18 protein-coding genes and 1 pseudogene are annotated in these 17,098 nt (G+C 61.8%); 8 read left to right on the plus strand and 11 right to left on the minus strand.

The genetic code is table 11. The annotated features are described in order from the left end of the window. Nucleotides 1-50: 50 nt before the first annotated feature. A complete protein-coding gene (locus V7787_RS33105; RefSeq protein ID WP_009683677.1) occupies nt 51-179 on the minus strand; it encodes a PA1414 family protein in 129 nt (42 codons plus the stop codon). A 124-nt stretch (nt 180-303) separates the two neighbouring features. Beyond that, on the minus strand, nt 304-1,197 hold the full coding sequence (gene ptrR / locus V7787_RS33110; protein ID WP_064492106.1) for a putrescine utilization regulator PtrR: 894 nt from the start codon (nt 1,195-1,197) through the stop codon (nt 304-306). 104 nt (nt 1,198-1,301) lie between these two features. Here ptrR and V7787_RS33115 point away from each other — a divergent pair, with 104 nt between their 5' ends. Then, entirely contained in the window at nt 1,302-2,474 is a 1,173-nt protein-coding gene (locus V7787_RS33115) for an MFS transporter (protein ID WP_336091668.1), read from the plus strand. Nucleotides 2,475-2,492: 18 nt separating this feature from the next. Here the strand turns inward: V7787_RS33115 and V7787_RS33120 are convergent, their stop codons facing one another. From V7787_RS33120 to V7787_RS33135, 4 genes and pseudogenes are all read right to left on the minus strand, one after another. Next, on the minus strand, nt 2,493-3,419 hold the full coding sequence (locus V7787_RS33120) for a DMT family transporter (protein WP_010955209.1): 927 nt from the start codon (nt 3,417-3,419) through the stop codon (nt 2,493-2,495). Nucleotides 3,420-3,524: 105 nt separating this feature from the next. Further along, nucleotides 3,525-3,920: a hypothetical protein gene (locus V7787_RS33125; RefSeq protein ID WP_014590069.1), complete on the minus strand. Its 396-nt coding sequence runs from the start codon at nt 3,918-3,920 to the stop codon at nt 3,525-3,527. A 76-nt stretch (nt 3,921-3,996) separates the two neighbouring features. Beyond that, the gene (locus V7787_RS33130) at nt 3,997-4,251 is read right to left on the minus strand and encodes a BrnA antitoxin family protein (protein WP_004576871.1); all 255 of its coding nucleotides are present in this window, start codon (nt 4,249-4,251) and stop codon (nt 3,997-3,999) included. After that, nucleotides 4,229-4,351, minus strand: a pseudogene (locus V7787_RS33135) (BrnT family toxin); the annotation flags it as partial. The gene V7787_RS33130 and the pseudogene V7787_RS33135, both read right to left, overlap by 23 nt. A 230-nt stretch (nt 4,352-4,581) precedes the next feature. Between V7787_RS33135 and V7787_RS33140 the strand changes: the two are divergent. Beyond that, on the plus strand, nt 4,582-4,854 hold the full coding sequence (locus V7787_RS33140) for a hypothetical protein (RefSeq protein WP_012051554.1): 273 nt from the start codon (nt 4,582-4,584) through the stop codon (nt 4,852-4,854). Between the two features lie 71 nt (nt 4,855-4,925). On the opposite strand, the gene V7787_RS33145 is transcribed toward V7787_RS33140, so the two are convergent. Next, the gene (locus tag V7787_RS33145; protein WP_012051553.1) at nt 4,926-6,287 is read right to left on the minus strand and encodes a DEAD/DEAH box helicase; all 1,362 of its coding nucleotides are present in this window, start codon (nt 6,285-6,287) and stop codon (nt 4,926-4,928) included. Between the two features lie 103 nt (nt 6,288-6,390). On the opposite strand from V7787_RS33145, the gene V7787_RS33150 reads away from it, so the two are divergent. Next, nucleotides 6,391-7,692 carry a mechanosensitive ion channel family protein gene (locus tag V7787_RS33150; RefSeq protein WP_064492103.1) on the plus strand — a complete coding sequence of 434 codons (1,302 nt, stop codon included), beginning with the start codon at nt 6,391-6,393 and terminating at the stop codon, nt 7,690-7,692. Nucleotides 7,693-7,734: 42 nt separating this feature from the next. On the opposite strand, the gene V7787_RS33155 is transcribed toward V7787_RS33150, so the two are convergent. The 3 genes from V7787_RS33155 to V7787_RS33165 form a co-directional block, all read right to left on the minus strand. Next, entirely contained in the window at nt 7,735-8,610 is an 876-nt protein-coding gene (locus V7787_RS33155; RefSeq protein WP_003254607.1) for a carboxylate/amino acid/amine transporter, read from the minus strand. Between the two features lie 269 nt (nt 8,611-8,879). Next, nucleotides 8,880-9,479 carry an FMN-dependent NADH-azoreductase gene (locus V7787_RS33160; RefSeq protein WP_336091669.1) on the minus strand — a complete coding sequence of 200 codons (600 nt, stop codon included), beginning with the start codon at nt 9,477-9,479 and terminating at the stop codon, nt 8,880-8,882. A gap of 111 nt (nt 9,480-9,590) precedes the next feature. After that, nucleotides 9,591-9,905, minus strand: a complete 315-nt coding sequence (locus V7787_RS33165; protein WP_012051530.1) for a hypothetical protein — start codon at nt 9,903-9,905, stop codon at nt 9,591-9,593. Between the two features lie 48 nt (nt 9,906-9,953). On the opposite strand from V7787_RS33165, the gene V7787_RS33170 reads away from it, so the two are divergent. From V7787_RS33170 to V7787_RS33185, 4 genes are all read left to right on the plus strand, one after another. Beyond that, nucleotides 9,954-10,877, plus strand: a complete 924-nt coding sequence (locus V7787_RS33170; protein WP_003254610.1) for a LysR family transcriptional regulator — start codon at nt 9,954-9,956, stop codon at nt 10,875-10,877. A gap of 13 nt (nt 10,878-10,890) precedes the next feature. After that, complete coding sequence (locus tag V7787_RS33175; protein ID WP_014590064.1) at nt 10,891-11,703, plus strand: alpha/beta fold hydrolase; 813 nt, start codon at nt 10,891-10,893, stop codon at nt 11,701-11,703. Next, nucleotides 11,697-12,254 (plus strand): peptidylprolyl isomerase, encoded by a 558-nt coding sequence (locus V7787_RS33180; RefSeq protein ID WP_104886543.1) that lies wholly within the window; start codon nt 11,697-11,699, stop codon nt 12,252-12,254. Before V7787_RS33175 ends, V7787_RS33180 begins: the two co-directional genes overlap by 7 nt. A gap of 62 nt (nt 12,255-12,316) precedes the next feature. Next, nucleotides 12,317-14,149, plus strand: a complete 1,833-nt coding sequence (locus V7787_RS33185; protein ID WP_336091671.1) for an ABC transporter ATP-binding protein — start codon at nt 12,317-12,319, stop codon at nt 14,147-14,149. Between the two features lie 124 nt (nt 14,150-14,273). On the opposite strand, the gene V7787_RS33190 is transcribed toward V7787_RS33185, so the two are convergent. Then, nucleotides 14,274-15,401: a GNAT family N-acetyltransferase gene (locus V7787_RS33190; protein WP_003254614.1), complete on the minus strand. Its 1,128-nt coding sequence runs from the start codon at nt 15,399-15,401 to the stop codon at nt 14,274-14,276. Between the two features lie 262 nt (nt 15,402-15,663). On the opposite strand from V7787_RS33190, the gene V7787_RS33195 reads away from it, so the two are divergent. Continuing rightward, nucleotides 15,664-16,908: a putative porin gene (locus V7787_RS33195; RefSeq protein WP_336091673.1), complete on the plus strand. Its 1,245-nt coding sequence runs from the start codon at nt 15,664-15,666 to the stop codon at nt 16,906-16,908. The last annotated feature ends 190 nt before the right edge of the window (nt 16,909-17,098 follow it).

Consider the following 17,098-nt stretch of genomic DNA (forward strand, 5'->3'; position numbering starts at 1 on the left):
ACACAAAAAGGCCGCTGCACCCAATCGGGTGAAGCGGCCTTTGTCGTTAATCAGCGCCGACGCGGTTGACGTTTGCGCTGCTCTTCATCAGTCGGGATCGGCACCGGCTGCAAGGGTGGTGGAATCAGCCCCAAGGCGACAGCCAGGTCATGGAGCCAGTTTGACAGTGGTTTATTCATAATGCCCCCTTGACGGGTCAGCCTCACGGCAAATCAATCCTGCGATGTTTCATACAGATCATAGCCCGATGTCCTGTATTACGCATTCCTCTGTTCCTACAGATAAGGGCGATTTTGACTCGGATCAAGCCGTGGCAGCGCATTCCGACGACTGGTTAATCGTTTCGCTTTGTTGCAGGTCGATCCATGCCTGCAGATTAGCCCCGCGCATACCTTGGCGCCACATCAGCCAGGTGACCGCCTGATCGAAAGGTGCCTGCAGCGGGTGCACCCTCACCCGATCACGCCCAGGCAGGCTGTCGAGCATCGACTGGGCCATCATCGCCACACCCGCACCCGCGATCACACAGGCCAGCATGCTCTGGTACGACTCGATCTCCATCACTCGCCCCATCGGCGTATGGGCATGGGCATACCAGGCCTCCAGGCGCATGCGGTACGAGCAACCCTGGCGGAAGGTGAACACCGCCTTGCCCGCCACGTCCTTGGCTGTGAGTACCGCCGGGTGTTCGGGGCTGGTGATCAGTACCAGTTGCTCATCGCACAGCGGCACGCCATCCAGCCCGGCAAGGCTCGGTGGCCCGTCCACAAGAGCAGCATCCAGGGTGTGGTTCAGCAGCCCTTCAAGCAACTCGCCGCTGGGTGCAGCACGCACTTGCAGGTTCACCTGCGGGTAAGCCTGGTGATAGCGCGCCAGCAACGCTGGCAGGTGGGTCGCCGCCGTGCTGTACATGGTCCCCAGCACGAAGTCCCCAGCCGGCTGACCGCCACGCACGGCGCCCAGCGCTTCGTCGCGCAAGGCGGACATACGGTTGGCATAGTCCAGCAGCACCTTGCCTGCTGGCGACAGTTGCAGGCGCTGACGTTCGCGCAGGAACAGATCGACGCCCAGCTGCTCCTCGAGTTGGCGCAGGCGCGTGGAAAGGTTTGATGGCACCCGGTGCAGGCGCTCTGCGGCGCGGGTAACCGAGCCCTCCTCGGCCACGGCCTGGAAGATACGCAGTTGGCTGAATTCCACGGCATTCTCCAAAACAGAACAACTTGATCATCATTATTCAATTTTATTGAAAAATAAACCGCCCTAACCTGCCATCTATCGCTTACCCGCGCAGGAGACCTGTCATGTCGCCACTCATTCAACTGCTCGCCAGCGCCGTGGCGCTGATGATGGCCATGGGCATCGGCCGTTTCGCCCTCACCCCGCAACTTCCGCAACTGATTGCCGAAGGCCAGTTCGACCTGACAGTCGCCGGGCTGGTCGCGGCGGCCAATTACCTGGGCTATTTCGTGGGCGCGGTGGACGCCATGTTCGCCCGCTCGCCAGGCCAGGTACGGCGGCGCCTGCATGGGGGGCTGTGGCTGTGTGTGCTGCTGACCCTGGCCTCCTGGGCTGCCAATGGCTTCTGGGGGCACCTGCTGCTGCGCTTCGGCACAGGCGTAGCCAGCGCCTGGGTGCTGGTGATGATCACCAGCCTCAGCCAGCAAGTAGCCACTGCGCACAACCGCCAACGCCTGGGAGCGCTGGTATTCGCCGGGCCCGGCCTCGGTATCGCCGTGACCGGGCTACTGGCACTGGTTGCGCATGTGCTGGGGCTTGGCTCGGCAGCCCTGTGGCTGATCTATGCCGTGGCTGCGCTGGTGATGCTGCTGGCCGTGCGGCCGTGGTTGCCACGGGCATTGCAAGCGGCACCGACTCAGTCGCCAGTACGACAAGGCCCGACGCGCAATGTCGGCACTGGCCGCCTGGGGTTGGTGTATGGCCTGTATGGCATGGGCTACATCCTGCCGGCCACCTTTCTGTCACAGATGGCCAATCAGCAGTTTCGCGGGCAGTGGCTGGCGGACCTGTTCTGGCCGGCGTTTGGCCTGGCGGCGGCGTTGGGCGTCTTGCTGGTGAGCGTGCGCCGTGGTGGCCGCACTTCAACCTGGTTGACCGCCACCCTGTGGTTGCAAGGGCTGGGTGTGCTGGCCTGCCTGATGGGTGGGGGTATCGGGCTGGCGCTGGGTGTTGCGCTGTGTGGCGGGCCGTTCCTGGCCTGCATGCAACTGGTCATGCAACGCTCGCGCGAGTTGGCGCCACAGGCCACACAGCGCAATGCCGGGCTGTTGACCGCATGCTTTGCCTTGGGGCAGTTGAGTGGGCCGCTGCTGGCGGCGCTCAGCAGCCACTACAGCGGTGGGCTGCAACCCGCATTGATGCTGGCGGCGGGCGGGTTGGTGGTGGCTGGCGGGCTGGTCCATTTGCCGGGTGATGCACAACAAGGAAGCGCCTGTCAGGCCAAGGTTGCATCCTGAGCCGGTACAGGCAACCCATCACCCTACCAACCGCCGCAATTGTTGTTTCACCCAAGGCTCGGCACTGACCAGGATCACACCCAACAACACCATCAACGCCCCCACCACGAAATTCGCACTGAGCGGCTCATCCAGCAGCAAAACGCCAAAGGTTACCCCAAACAATGGGGTAATGAAGGAAAACACCGCGAGGTTCGACGCCAGGTATTTGCGCAGCAACCAGAACCAGGTGAGGTAGCTGATGAACGACACCACAATCCCCTGGAACAATACACTGCCCATCGCCAGCGGCGTCAGCGACACCGCGCCGATCTGCCCGCTGAGCAGGGCGATCAGCAACAGCCCGGCAAAACCGACCGCCAGCTGATAGAACAGGGTCAAGGTCGCTGGCGCCTCCGACAACCGCGAGCAGCGCACCACCACCGTGGTCGCGCCCCAGGCCAGCCCGGCGATCACGCCAAAGGCATCACCCAGCAAGGTGCGGCCGTCCATGTGCTCGAACGAAGAGCCACCGGCAAAGGCCATGGCAATGCCGCCGAAGGCCAGCAGAATGCCCAGCCACTGCAGCAGCCGCAAGCGTTCACTGGGTAGACGAAAATGCAGGCCCAAGGCGGTAAATACCGGCGCGGTATAGAGGAATACCGACATGTGCGCCGCCGAGGTCAGTTTCAGCCCTTCGGCAATGAACAGAAACTCCACCCCGAACAGCCCGCCCGCCACCAGCCCTGCGCGCCAGGTGCTGCCGACCTGCTCCCAGCCACCCCGCCAGCACAGCATCAGGCCTACCAGCACAGCGGCAATCCCATTGCGCAGTGCTGCCTGCATCACCGGCGCGATGTCGACGGCAGCGGTCTTGATCAGTACCTGCTGGCAGCCCCAGATCAGGCAAAGGCCCAGCATTACCTGGAAGGCAAAGGCGTCAGGGTTCTTGCGGACCGCGCTCATAAGCGGGCCTCTGGGGTGATCGTAGGCATGGGCAAGGCTCGGCAGCGTTCAGAAGCTACCGATTATCGGGTTTCGAACGCTGCACTTGCCAGCCTTAAAACGACCTCAAGCAATCTGTGCCTTCGCAGATACCCGCTCGAACGTCGTTTCGTCCAGCGCATCCTCCTGCTCATCCAGCACCTGGCGCGGGTGCTCGAAGCCGGGGATGCTGCTGTCGATCAGGCTCATCAAGCGCGAGCCGCGTTCGGTCAGGACGAAGTTTTCGCCATTGCCGCCGTCCTCTTCAGGTCGGCATTCAATGAATCCGCGCTCAAATAGCAGCTTTTCATACTCGCATGCACGGGTTTTCAGGTGATCCACGTCACCCACCGGCTCACCCTTGGCGGCCAGTGCAGCAGCATGCTGCTCGGCATAGGGGCGGGGCGTGAAGCTGTGACCGGCGCCGTTCTGCACTTCGTGCAGCAAGCGTTCGATCAGGTCCCAGTCGTAGGCGATGCTCATGGCTACGGGCTCCTGCTGTGGACGAAAGGGGTACACAGGTTGGGACCTGCCAAGGTTGCCAAGCGTTCCGAAGCGCTTAGCGCTGGCGTTGTTGCGCTTGCATGTACTGGCGCAGCAACTGATTGATGCGGGTCTGGTAGCCGCTGCCCTGCTCCTTGAACCAGGCGAGGACATCTGAGTCCAGTCGAATGGTCACCGTCTGCTTGGCGGGAACGCGCAGCTCGGCCTGGCGGAAAAAGTCCTGGTCCAGTTCAGGGATATCTGATGTATCGATATCCTTGTCGTCCTGTCGGGCCAGGCGGCTCCAGTCAGTTCTCGATGATTTGGTCATAGTACCTGGCCTCCCGTTTGGTGGCTTTTCTTGCAGAAATGATGCGTATCACCTCACCCCGCCTCTCCGTGTACACGACGACACCTATCAGCGCCTTTAGTCATTCAAAGAACATGGGACGACCTGTATTTACAGCTGTACATACAACACCCCCTCTTTTCTTTCGAGACTAGAGCGAGGTAGCGTGCTGCTCAACAGCGCTGGAGGGACACGGGAACGTTTCAGAAACGGACTACCACCACCAAAGAAATCTTCCATCGGTCGCAAGCCCTGAACTTCCCTGCACCCACAGCCCTCCACCGGGCATCACCACCGCCGGAGGTTGGAAGGATGAAACCGCTACTGCCCATAGCCTGTGCCACTGCCCTGCTCTGCGCCCTGCCCGCTTGGGCATGCACACCTGAAGAAGCAACGCAGAAACGTGAGGAGCTGGCCGGGCTGGTTACTCAGTTGACCGAGCAGAACCCGCAAAAGGCCAAGGAGATCAATGATGAGCTTCAGGGGATGGATCTGGGGACGGCGAGCAAGGACTTGCCCGACAAGTGTCAGCTGATCGACCAGCGGATCAAGGAGTTGAAACAGGCAGAGAAAAAAGCGGAGTGATCGTTCGTCGCCTGCGCACGCCCTTCGCAGATGCGAACTTGCGTCGCTTCTGCAAAGGGCCAGCGTGAGTCTTATTCAGCAGCAGGCTTGCGCTTCTTCAGCGGTGCCAGGCCGTCAGCACTGGCCAGAGGCGCGTTGGCCTTCGGCTTGGCAGTAGGCTTGCGCTTGGCTGCGGCTTTCTTGTCGCCAGTCTTCTTCTCGACCTTTTTCTTCTTGCTACCGGCCGCCTTGCCCGAGGCCTTGACCTTCTTAGGCCCGTTGTAGGTGCCCTTCACTTCCTTGATGACCCGGCGCTCGAACTGCTGCTTGAGGTAGCGCTCGATGCTCGACATCAGGTTCCAGTCGTTGTGGGTGATCAGCGAGATCGCCAGGCCTTCGCCACCGGCACGGCCGGTACGGCCCACACGGTGGACGTACTCGTCACCGCTGCGTGGCATGTCGAAGTTGATCACCAGGTCCAGGCCGTCGATATCCAGGCCACGGGCTGCCACGTCGGTCGCTACCAGCACTTTGGAGCTGCCCTGCTTGAAGCGCTCGATGGCCAGCTTGCGGTCCTTCTGGTCCTTTTCGCCATGCAGCACGAAAGCCTTCACGTCCTTGGCCACCAGGTGACCATAGATACGGTCGGCCATGGCGCGGGTGTTGGTGAAGATGATCGCCTTGTCGAAGGTTTCGTTGGCCAGCAACCACTGCGCGATCTGCTCTTTATGCTGGTCGTGGTCGGCGGTAATGATCTGCTGGCGGGTGCCTTCAGCCAGTTGCGAGACACTGTTGAGCATCAGGTGTTCAGGGTCTTTCAGCACCTTGCCGATGATGTCGCGCAGGGCCGCGCCACCGGTGGTAGCCGAGAACAGCAAGGTCTGCTCGCGGTTTTCGCACTCTTTGCACAGGCGCTCCATGTCTTCGGCAAAGCCCATGTCGAGCATGCGGTCGGCTTCGTCCAGGATCAGGACCTGCACGTGGGACAGGTCGAGGTTGCCGGCATTGAGCTGCTCGAGCAGGCGACCCGGGGTGCCGATCAGCACGTCGGGCACCTTGCGCAGCATGGCGGCCTGTTCCTTGAAGTCTTCGCCGCCAGTCACCAGGCCCGACTTGATGTAGGTGAACTGCGAGAACAGCTGCACCTGCTTGAGGGTTTGCTGGGCCAGTTCACGGGTCGGCAGCAGGATCAACGCGCGAATCTCGACGCGCGGACCGCTGAGGTCGACCAGACGGTTGAGCAGTGGCAGTACGAAGGCCGCCGTCTTGCCGCTGCCGGTCTGCGCAGTCACACGCAGATCACGCCCTTGCAGGGCCAGGGGGATGGCCGCGGCCTGCACCGGGGTTGGCTCGACAAATTTAAGCTCGGCCACGGCTTTAAGCAGGCGTTCATGCAGGGCGAATTGGGAGAACACGGAGGTAACCTCAGACAAGTGCGGGAAATTCAGTTGCATAGGGTAACGTTTTCTGCAGCCTTAGCCGAATTTCTTTTGGCAACTTTGTCGCTATCCGCGCTCTAATACGGCTTCGTTTCGCAACAAGACTGTACGCAAGCCCATGGATATCCAACGAATCTGGCGTGACTCCCTCGACCTGTGGGGCACCCTCGACCAACATCCCATGCTGCACGCCGCCATCGGTCTGGCGGTACTGCTGCTCATCTCCCTGGTAGTCGGCCGCCTGGCACGCTTCCTGATACTGCACGGCGCGCGCCTGCTGGCCCGCCAGCCTGCGCTGAAGTGGCTGGACGACCTGCGCCACAACAAGGTGTTCCACCGCCTGGCGCAAACAACCCCGTCCCTGGTGCTGCAATTCGGCCTGAAGCTGGTGCCTGAGCTGTCCGACACCGCCCAGCACTTCCTCGGCAATGTCGCCCTGGCCTTCACCCTGCTGTTCATGACCATGGCGCTGTCATGCCTGCTGGATGCCCTGCTCGACATCTATGCCCGCACCGAACATGCCCGCACCCGCTCGATCAAGGGCTACGTGCAACTGGCCAAGATGATGCTGTGGATCTTCGCCTCGATCGTCATCGTCGCTACCCTGATCGACCGCTCGCCGCTGTTGCTGCTGTCCGGCCTGGGTGCGATGTCGGCGGTGCTGCTGTTGGTGTACAAGGACACCCTGCTGTCGTTCGTCGCCAGCGTGCAGTTGACCAGCAACGACATGCTGCATGTGGGTGACTGGATCGAAATGCCGCAGGTAGGCGCCGACGGCGACGTGGTGGACATCACCTTGCACACGGTGAAAGTGCAGAACTTCGACAAGACCATCGTCTCCATCCCCACCTGGCGCCTGATGAGCGAGTCATTCCGCAATTACCGCGGCATGCAGCAGTCCGGTGGCCGGCGCATCAAGCGCAGCCTGTTCATCGACGCCGCCGGCGTGCGCTTTCTCACCCGCGAAGAAGAACAGCGCCTGAGCCAGGTGCAGCTACTGAGTGACTACCTGGCGGGCAAGCGCCAGGAACTGCAAAGCTGGAACGAGGCGCTGGGGCCGGTGGCGGACCTGTCAGCCAACCGCCGCAAGCTGACCAACATCGGCACCTTCCGCGCGTTCGCCCTGGCCTATTTGAAGAACCACCCCAATATTCATCCGAACATGACCTGCATGGTGCGGCAGATGCAGACCACCGCCGAAGGCGTACCGCTGGAAATCTACTGCTTCACCACCACCACGGTGTGGGCGGATTACGAGCGCATCCAGGGGGATATCTTCGACTATCTGCTGGCGGTATTGCCGGAGTTCGGCTTGAGCCTGTATCAGCAGCCGAGTGGCAATGATATGCGCGTGGGGTTGGCCGGGCGTACGGCGGCAGAACCGATGCCGCGTCGCCTTGAAGAAATGAACGAGGCCTGAGATTGCTGGGGCTGCCTTGCAGCCCCCGGATCAAAGGGCGCGTCAGGCCTTGCCGGCCAGCGGTGCTTGCGCGCGACCACCCAGGCGGCTCAGCCACACCGACGCCAGGATGATCCCCCCGCCGATGAATAGCCGCCCTAGCGGCTCGTGCTGGTTCCAGATCAACAGGTTCAGCAGCAGCCCTACCGGCACATGCAGGTTGTTCATCACCGCCAGCGTACCGCCAGAAACCAGGCATGCACCTTTGTTCCACCAGTACAGCCCCAGCGCCGTCGGACACAGCCCCAGGAACAACAGCACCAGCCATTGCACATCAGTGCTCGGCAGGTGCTGAGTGTTGCCGAACAGCAGGAAGGCCGGAAGCACCACCAGCAACGCGCCGAGGTAAAAGTACCCAAAGCGCGCGTAGTGTGGCAGGTCGCTGGGATGGCGAGCGACCAGGTGACGGTACAGCACCTGGCCAGCGGCGTAGGTAAAGTTAGCCAGTTGCAGCAGCAGGAAGCCGATGAAGAACTCGCCGCTGATGCTGTCGAAGCGGATCACGGCAGCACCGGCCACGGCGACCAGCGCGGCCACTAGCGCCCAAGCGTTGAAGCGCCGGTTCAGGGCATCTTCGATCAAGGTCACGTGTAGCGGCGTGAGGATCGTGAACAGCAGCACCTCCGGCACGGTAAGCACGCGGAAACTCAGGTACAGGCAGACGTAGGTGATGCCGTACTGCAACGCGCCAATCAGCAGCATGGAACGCATGAAGCGTGGCTCGACCTGGCGCCAGCGGGTCAGCGGCAGGAACACCAGGCCGGCCAGCAGCACCCTGGCGAGCACCGCAAAATAGCTGTCGACGTGCCCGGCCAGGTACTCGCCGATCAAGCTGAAGGAAAACGCCTGGATCAGCGCGACGATTATCAGGTAGCCCATGGTTGCCTCTCGTGAATCAAGGCCGCGACCTTAGCGGGTTGCGGCGAATGAGTTCAACCATGAGGAATGTAGGGGCTGTACCGGCCTCTTCGCGGGCACGCCCGCTCCCACAGGGACCGCAATGGCCTTTGTAGGAGCGGGTTTACCCGCGAAGAGGCCGACATTGGCGACCTCAAAACCCCAGGGCATAAAAAAGCCCGGCCATACAAGCCGGGCAGGTACACCCAAAGGAGCAAAAACAGGTGTCAGGGTTGGGAATTCGTGATGCCTCAGGCCACCGCCGCCAACCTGGCCTTGGCCTGGTTGACGCCCTTCTCGTGGAACTCGCCGCTCATGTTCAGGCCTTCGGCATGGATGAAGTCGACATCGTGGATGCCGATGAAAGCCATCACCTGGCGCAGGTACGGTTCCTGGTGGTCACTGCTGGCACCCGCATGGATGCCGCCGCGAGCAGTCAGGACGATGGCGCGCTTGCCGGTCAGCAGGCCTTGCGGGCCGGTCGGGGTGTACTTGAAGGTGATACCCGCACGCAGCACATGGTCCAGCCAGGCCTTCAGGGTGCTGGGGATGGTGAAGTTGTACATGGGCGCAGCCATCACCAGTACGTCGGCAGCCAACAACTCATCCGTCAGTTCGTTGGAACGGGCCAGGGCCTCCAGTTCGGCGGCGCTGCGCTGTTCTTCGGGTTTCATCCAGCCGCCCAGCAGGTTCGCGTCCAGGTGGGGAACCGGGCTTACTGCCAGGTCGCGCACAGTGATCTGATCGGCCGGGTGGGCGGCCTGCCATTGCTGGATGAAGTCCTTGGTAAGCTGACGGGAAACGGAATCCTGCTGGCGGGCGCTGCTTTCGATGATCAGTACGCGGGACATGGGGGGTGCCTCCATCGGCAAAAAAGGGTGCGATTCGATGGAGGTGAGATTAAGGCTTGACCTATCGATAAAAAAGCGTAAAAAGTGGGTCCAATCTATCGATTAATCAGTTTATTCCGCGCTGCAGTTCAAGGCGATCCGTAGTTTGATGATTTGCCGATTGAATTTGGCGGTGACATCGACGCTTTTACCCGCCGGTACGTTCACCCGGCGCACCCGTGGTGCCTCTGGGCCATTGCGGAAGGTCACCTTGCACGCCGCCGGGACCTGCCCATAGTTGTTGAGGGTGATGGCGCCAATGTCATAGGCCGTGTCATAGGCGGTGTAGTCGAGCTTGACCCCGGTCAGCTCCTTCTCCACATCGATGGGATAAGCCATGGCCCCGAGGGGCAGGCACATCAGTATTGCCGCACAACATTTCTTCATGGGCCGCTCTCCTTGAAAGAGCGCAGCTTAGGACAACAGGAGCGAAAGATGAAAGCGCCGCGCGTAACCCTTGACCAGTGGCGAACCCTGCAAGCAGTGGTCGATCACGGCGGGTTTGCCCAGGCCGCCGAGGCCTTGCACCGCTCGCAGTCATCGGTCAGCTACACCGTGGCCCGCATGCAGGAGCAGCTGGGCGTCCCGCTGTTGCGCATCGATGGCCGCAAGGCGGTGCTGACCGAGGCCGGCAATGTGCTGCTGCGCCGCTCGCGCCACCTGGTCAAGCAGGCCAGCCAGCTCGAAGACCTGGCCCACCACATGGAACAGGGCTGGGAAGCCGAGGTGCGCCTGGTGGTCGATGCCGCCTACCCCAGCGCCCGTCTGGTACGCGCGCTGGCTGCGTTCATGCCACAAAGCCGCGGCTGCCGGGTGCGCCTGCGTGAAGAAGTGCTGTCTGGCGTGGAGGAAGTGATGCACGAAGGCATCGCCGACCTGGCCATCAGCAGCTACAGCATCGGCGGCTACCTGGGCGCCGAGTTGAGCGCCGTGGAGTTCATCGCCGTCGCCCACCCCGAACACAGCCTGCACCGCCTGGGACGCGAACTGACCTTCCAGGACCTGGAAAGCCAGCTGCAGGTGGTGATCCGCGACTCCGGCCGCGCCCAACCGCGCGACGTCGGCTGGCTGGGCGCCGAGCAGCGCTGGACCGTCGGCAGCCTGGGCACCGCCGCCACCTTCGTCAGCAGCGGCCTGGGCTTTGCCTGGCTGCCCCGTCACATGATCGAGCGCGAGCTGCGCGAAGGCGTGCTCAAGCCATTGCCGCTGGATCAGGGTGGCAGCCGCCACCCACTGTTCTACCTTTACTCGAGCAAAGAGAAGACCCTGGGCCCGGCCACGCAGATTCTCATCGACCTGCTGCGCAATTTCGACACCGCGCCACTGGACGTGCCCTTCGCAGCCCCCCCACAAGCCTGAGAGGACCGCGCCCATGGCCTATTTCGAACACGAAGGATGCACGCTGCATTACGAGGAATATGGCCAGGGCGAACCCTTGGTGCTGCTGCACGGCCTGGGCTCCAGCTGCCAGGACTGGGAGTTGCAGGTGCCGGTGCTCAGCGGCCACTACCGGGTGATACTCATGGACATCCGCGGCCACGGTCGCTCCGACAAACCCGCTGACGGTTACCAGATCGCCACCTTCAGTGCCGACCTGCTGGCCCTGCTCGAACACTTGCACACAGGCCCGGTGCACTTCGTCGGCCTGTCCATGGGCGGCATGGTCGGCTTCCAGTTTGCCGTCGACCACCCACAATGGTTGCGCAGCCTGTGCATCGTCAACAGCGCCCCCGAGGTCAAGCGTCGCACCCGCAGTGACTGGCTATGGTGGTTCAAGCGCTGGAGCCTGGCGCGCGTGCTCAGTGTCGAAACCGTCGGCAAGGGGCTGGCCGAGCGGCTGTTCCCCAAACCACAACAGGCAGACCTGCGGCAGAAGATGGCCCAGCGCTGGGCGCGCAACGACAAACGCGCCTACCTGAAAAGCTTCGACGCCATCGTCGACTGGGGCGTGCAGGAACGCATCGGGCAGATTCACTGTCCTACCCTGGTGATCGCCGCCGACCACGATTACACGCCGATACAACTCAAACAGCGCTACGTCGCCCTCATACCCAACGCCAGGCTGGTCGTCGTCGACGATTCCCGGCACGCTACACCCCTCGATCAACCCGAGGTCTTCAACCAGACCCTGCTGCAATTCCTCGCAGCCGCTTCCACCTCTCAAGGATCTTTGAGCCCATGCTGAAAAAACTTCTGCTCACCGCCTGCTCGGTCGCCTTCGCCACCAGTGTCATGGCTTCCGACAAGACCCCGCACGTCCTGCTGGACACCAGCTTCGGCCAGGTCGAAATCGAGCTGAACGCCGAGAAGGCACCGCTCAGTACCAAGAACTTCCTGCAGTACGTGGACAGCGGCTTCTACAACAACACCATCTTCCACCGCGTGATCCCGGGGTTCATGGTCCAGGGCGGCGGTTTCACTGACCAGATGGTGCAAAAAGAAACCCAGGCCCCGATCAAGAACGAGGCCAACAACGGCCTGCAGAACACCCGCGGCACCCTGTCGATGGCACGCACGTCCAACCCGAACTCGGCCACCAGCCAGTTCTTCATCAACGTCGCCGACAACGACTTCCTCAACCCAGGTCGCGACGCCGGTTATGCCGTGTTCGGCAAAGTGACCAAAGGCATGGAAGTGGTCGATCAGATCGTCAACTCGCCGACCACCATCAAAAAAGGCATGCGCGACGTACCGGCCGATCCGGTCTATATCAAGTCCGCCAAACGTATCGACTGACTGCAGGCTTCACAGGGATGTGAAACCGCCTGAGGGTCGGACGAACAGGAGTGTTGTCGCCCATGCTGTACCGCCGTTTCGAAAGACTGATCGATATTTTCCGCGAGGCACCGAGCGAAGCCCCCCCGAGCACGGTGTGGCCGTTCTATCTGTACTACCTGCGCCAGGTATGGCCTAGTTTTCTTGCACTGCTGGTGGTTGGCCTGTTCGCCTCGCTGATCGAGGTGGCGATGTTCAGCTACCTCAGCCGCATCATCGACCTGGCTCAGGGTACGCCCAATGCCAACTTCTTCAGCGAGCACAGCGGCGAGCTGATCTGGATGCTGGTGGTGGTCCTGCTGTTGCGGCCAGTGTTCTTCGGCCTGCATGACCTGCTGGTGCACCAGACCATCAACCCTGGCATGACCAGCCTGATCCGCTGGCAGAACCATACCTACGTGCTCAAGCAGAGCCTGAACTTCTTCCAGAGCGACTTTGCCGGGCGCATTGCCCAACGCATCATGCAGACCGGCAACTCGCTGCGCGACTCCGCCGTACAGGCCGTGGACGCGCTATGGCATGTGCTGATCTACGCCATTACGTCGCTGGTGTTGTTTGCCGAGGCCGACTGGCGCCTGATGCTGCCGCTGCTGTTGTGGATCATCGGCTACATCGCCGCGCTCTGCTACTTCGTGCCGAGGGTGAAGGAACGCTCGGTAATTTCTTCCGACGCCCGCTCTAAGCTCATGGGGCGTATCGTCGATGGCTACACCAACATCGCCACCCTCAAGCTGTTCGCCCACACCGACTACGAACAGCAATACGCTCGCGAAGCAATCCGCGAACAAACCGAGAAAACCCAGCTGGCCTCGCGGGTGGTCACCAGCATGGACGTGGTCATCACCACGCTCAATGGCCTGCTGGTGGTCACTACCACCGGCCTTGCCCTGTGGCTGTGGAGCCAGTCGCTGATCACCGTTGGCGCCATCGCCCTGGCCACTGGCCTGGTGATCCGCATCGTCAACATGTCGGGCTGGATCATGTGGGTGGTCAACGGCATTTTCGAGAACATCGGCATGGTGCAGGACGGCCTGCAGACCATCGCCCAGCCGGTCACCGTCACCGACCTGCCCAATGCGCCGGCCCTGAAGGTCAGCCGCGGCGCGGTGCGTTTCGATGACGTCGACTTCCATTACGGCAAGGCTGCCAATGTCATAGAAGGGCTCAACCTGGACATCCGCCCGGGCGAGAAAATCGGTTTGATCGGCCCGTCCGGGGCAGGCAAGTCGACCTTGGTCAACCTGCTGTTGCGCCTGTACGACGTGCAGGGTGGGCGCATCCTCATCGACGGCCAGGACATTGCCAAGGTGAGCCAGGCCAGCCTGCGTGCACAGATCGGCATGATTACCCAGGACACCTCGCTGCTTCACCGTTCGATCCGCGACAACTTGCTGTATGGTCGCCCAGATGCCAGCGAGGCGGAGTTGATAGAAGCCGTGCGCCGTGCCCGCGCCGACGAGTTCATCCCGCAACTGTCGGATGCCCAGGGGCGTACCGGCTTCGATGCCCATGTGGGGGAGCGCGGGGTCAAGTTGTCGGGCGGTCAGCGTCAGCGTATCGCCATTGCCCGGGTCCTGTTGAAGAATGCGCCGATCCTGATCATGGACGAGGCCACTTCAGCGCTGGACTCGGAGGTGGAGGCTGCCATCCAGGAAAGCCTGGAGACGCTGATGCAGGGCAAGACGGTGATTGCCATCGCCCACCGGCTTTCCACCATTGCCCGTATGGACCGGTTGGTAGTGCTGGACAAGGGACGAATTGCCGAAAGTGGCAGCCACAGTGAGTTGCTGGAGCAGCAAGGGCTGTATGCCCGGTTGTGGCACCACCAGACCGGGGGCTTTGTCGGGGTCGATTGACGCTTGCACCGGCCTTTTCGCGGGCTCGCCCGCTCCCACAGGATCACCACAGGCCTCAGAACTGTGCAATACCTGTGGGAGCGGGCAAGCCCGCGAAAAGGCCGGCACAGGCAACACAAAACGCTCAGTCCCGGCGGTAGGGCAACATCCCCCGCGCCTCCTCGGCATACCCCTTGACCCCTTCCCGTTCCTGCAGCAGAAAATCCTCCACCGCCCGCCGCAACCCCGGGTGCAGCAGGTAATGCCACGACCGCGTCAACACCGGCTCGAACCCGCGTATCAACTTGTGCTCCCCCTGTGCCCCGGCATCGAAACGCTGGTAACCCTCGGCAATGGCAAAGTCCATGCCCTGGTAGAAACACGTCTCGAAATGCAGCCGATCGAACTCATCCAGGCAGCCCCAGTAGCGGCCAAACAGGCTGTCGCCGCCCACCAGGCTCAGGGCCATAGCCACATCACGCCCGCCCTGACGAGCCATTACCACGCGCACCGCCTCGGGCATGCGCTCGGCCAGCAGACTGAAAAATTCGCGCGTCAGGTAGGGGGCACGACGGCGCACCGCATAGGTGTTGGCATAGCACAGAAAGACGAAATCCCACTGTGCCTCGTCCAGTTCATCACCGCGGTACCAGCGGAAGTCGATACCCTGCCCCGCCACCTGCTCGCGCTCCTTGCGCATCTGCTTGCGCTTGCGCGAGCTGAGGCTGTCGAGAAAGTCCTGGAAGTCGCGATAACCCCGGTTTTGCCAGTGAAACTGGCAACCCAGGCGCTCCATCCACCCAGGCAGGCCCGCCAACTGCGCGTCCAGCGCCGGGTCGGTGAAATTGATGTGCGCTCCGGAAAGCCCACCCTTGCCCAGATACTCCGGCAGGGCCTGCAGCATCAACAAACCGTCAGCCGGATCGGCCGCTAGCAGCCGTGGGCCGCTGACCGGGCTGAACGGCACAGCGCCAAGCAGTTTTGGGTAGTAGGCGATACCGGCCCGCTCACAAGCATCGGCCCAACCATGATCGAACACATACTCGCCAAACGAGTGCCACTTGCGGTACGCGGGCAACAGCGCCCGTACCTGTCCGTCACGCTCCAGCACCAGGTGCTCGGCGGCCCAGCCAGTGTTGCGCGCCACGCTGCCGCTGTCCTCCATTGCACTGAGAAAAGCATGGCGCAGGAAGGGTTGGCCGGCTGGCACAAGGGCATCCCAGGTGGCCGTCGGCAGATCACGCAGGTGGGCAAGGCTGTACAGGCTGGTCACGTTTTCGGCTCGCTGTCTGAAGACCGTCAGTATCCCCAAGGAAGGCCCGTCGCTCAAATGACGAACGCCGGGTGGGTCCTTTAATACTCAATTACTTAACAACAGTGCCACTAATCAGACATTAATCTGTCATTGGCCCCCGCAATACTTGCGCCTGTTTTCCGGAACCCTAGAACCTGTCTATTCAGGCCCTTTCCGAAGACATGCCAACGCAGGGGCAGGCGCTTGAGCCTCCCCCATTTTTTTCAGTAGGGAGAACCTTATGCGTCTTGTTTCCACACTTACCGGAGTAAGCCTCACCGGCATGATGCTGGCCCTGAGTGCCCCGGCCAGTGCTGCTGTCGACGCCAAGCTGCTCGAAATGCTCCGCGCCAATGGCTCGATCAACCAGGCGCAGTACAACGAACTGCAGGGCGACCTGGCAAAAGAAACCAAGGAAAAGGCCGACCAGAAAGCTCAGTCCGAACGCATGAGCTCCTTTGAACAAAAAGTGGCATGGGCCGCCAAGACCCAGATCAAGGGTGACGTGCGCCTGCGTTACGAAGACGTCAACGTCGACGATCCGAACAGCAGCAGCGGCAACCAGGACCGCCAGCGAGTACGTGCCCGTGTCGGCTTCTACAGCGAGATCAACCCGCAGGTCGACGCTGGGGTTCGTATCGCCACTGGCAGCAGCGCTGACCGACGTTCGACCAACCAGAGCTTCGACAACTACTTCGACAAGAAGTCGCTGTGGGTCGACCTGGCCTACCTCGACTGGCATCCGACTGCAGTGCCTAACCTGCACCTGATTGGCGGCAAGATGCAACAGCCTTGGGTGAGCATGGGCGACATCATCTGGGATAGCGACATCAACCCGGAAGGTGTGGCGGCCACTTACAAGGCTGACCTGGGCGGGGCCGAAGTCTTTGCCAGCGCCGGTCAGTACACCCTGAAGGACAACGTCGATGGTGACGGCGTCCAGTACAAGCACGATGCGCAGGTCTACCACGGCCAGTTGGGCGCCAAGTTCGCGCCGGCCGACGTGCTCAAGCTCACCGTGGGTGCCAGCATCTATGGTTACGACAACGACAAGGAAGCCGCCATCCTGCAGTCGTTCGGCAACACCACCAACGAGTTCAATCTGGTGGAAGGCTTTGGCCAGATCGACTTCACTGGCTTGGCCATTCCGCTGTCGGCCTATGGCCAGTACGTGAAGAACACCGACAGCACCGACGGCGAAGATCAGGCCTGGCTGGCTGGCCTGAAAACCAAAATGGGTGCCTGGAGCCTGGACTACAACTACCGCGATGTGCAGCGTAACGCGGTGGTCAGCCTGTTCACCGATTCGGACTTCGGCAACGGCTACACCGGTTCGCGTGGTCACAAGTTCAAGGTCGGTTACGAAATCGACAACAACTTCTCCCTGGGTGCTGCCTACCTGATGGCCAAGACCGACCTGTCGCAGCTGCCGAACAGCAATGCTGACGTCGACACCCTGCAGGTTGATCTGGAAGCCAAGTTCTAAGCGACACCCTGCACTGCTTCACCTGAAGCGGGAAACGCCGACCCCATCCGGCGTTTCCCGCTTCTTTTTGCCTGTGTGAAATGCGCCGGCCCCTTCGCGGGCTTGCCCGCTCCCACAAAATCACCACAGACCTTGAGAACTGTGCTGTACCTGTGGGAGCGGGCAAGCCCGCGAAGAGGCCGTAACAGGC

It is taken from the genome of Pseudomonas sp. CGJS7, from assembly GCF_036961695.1.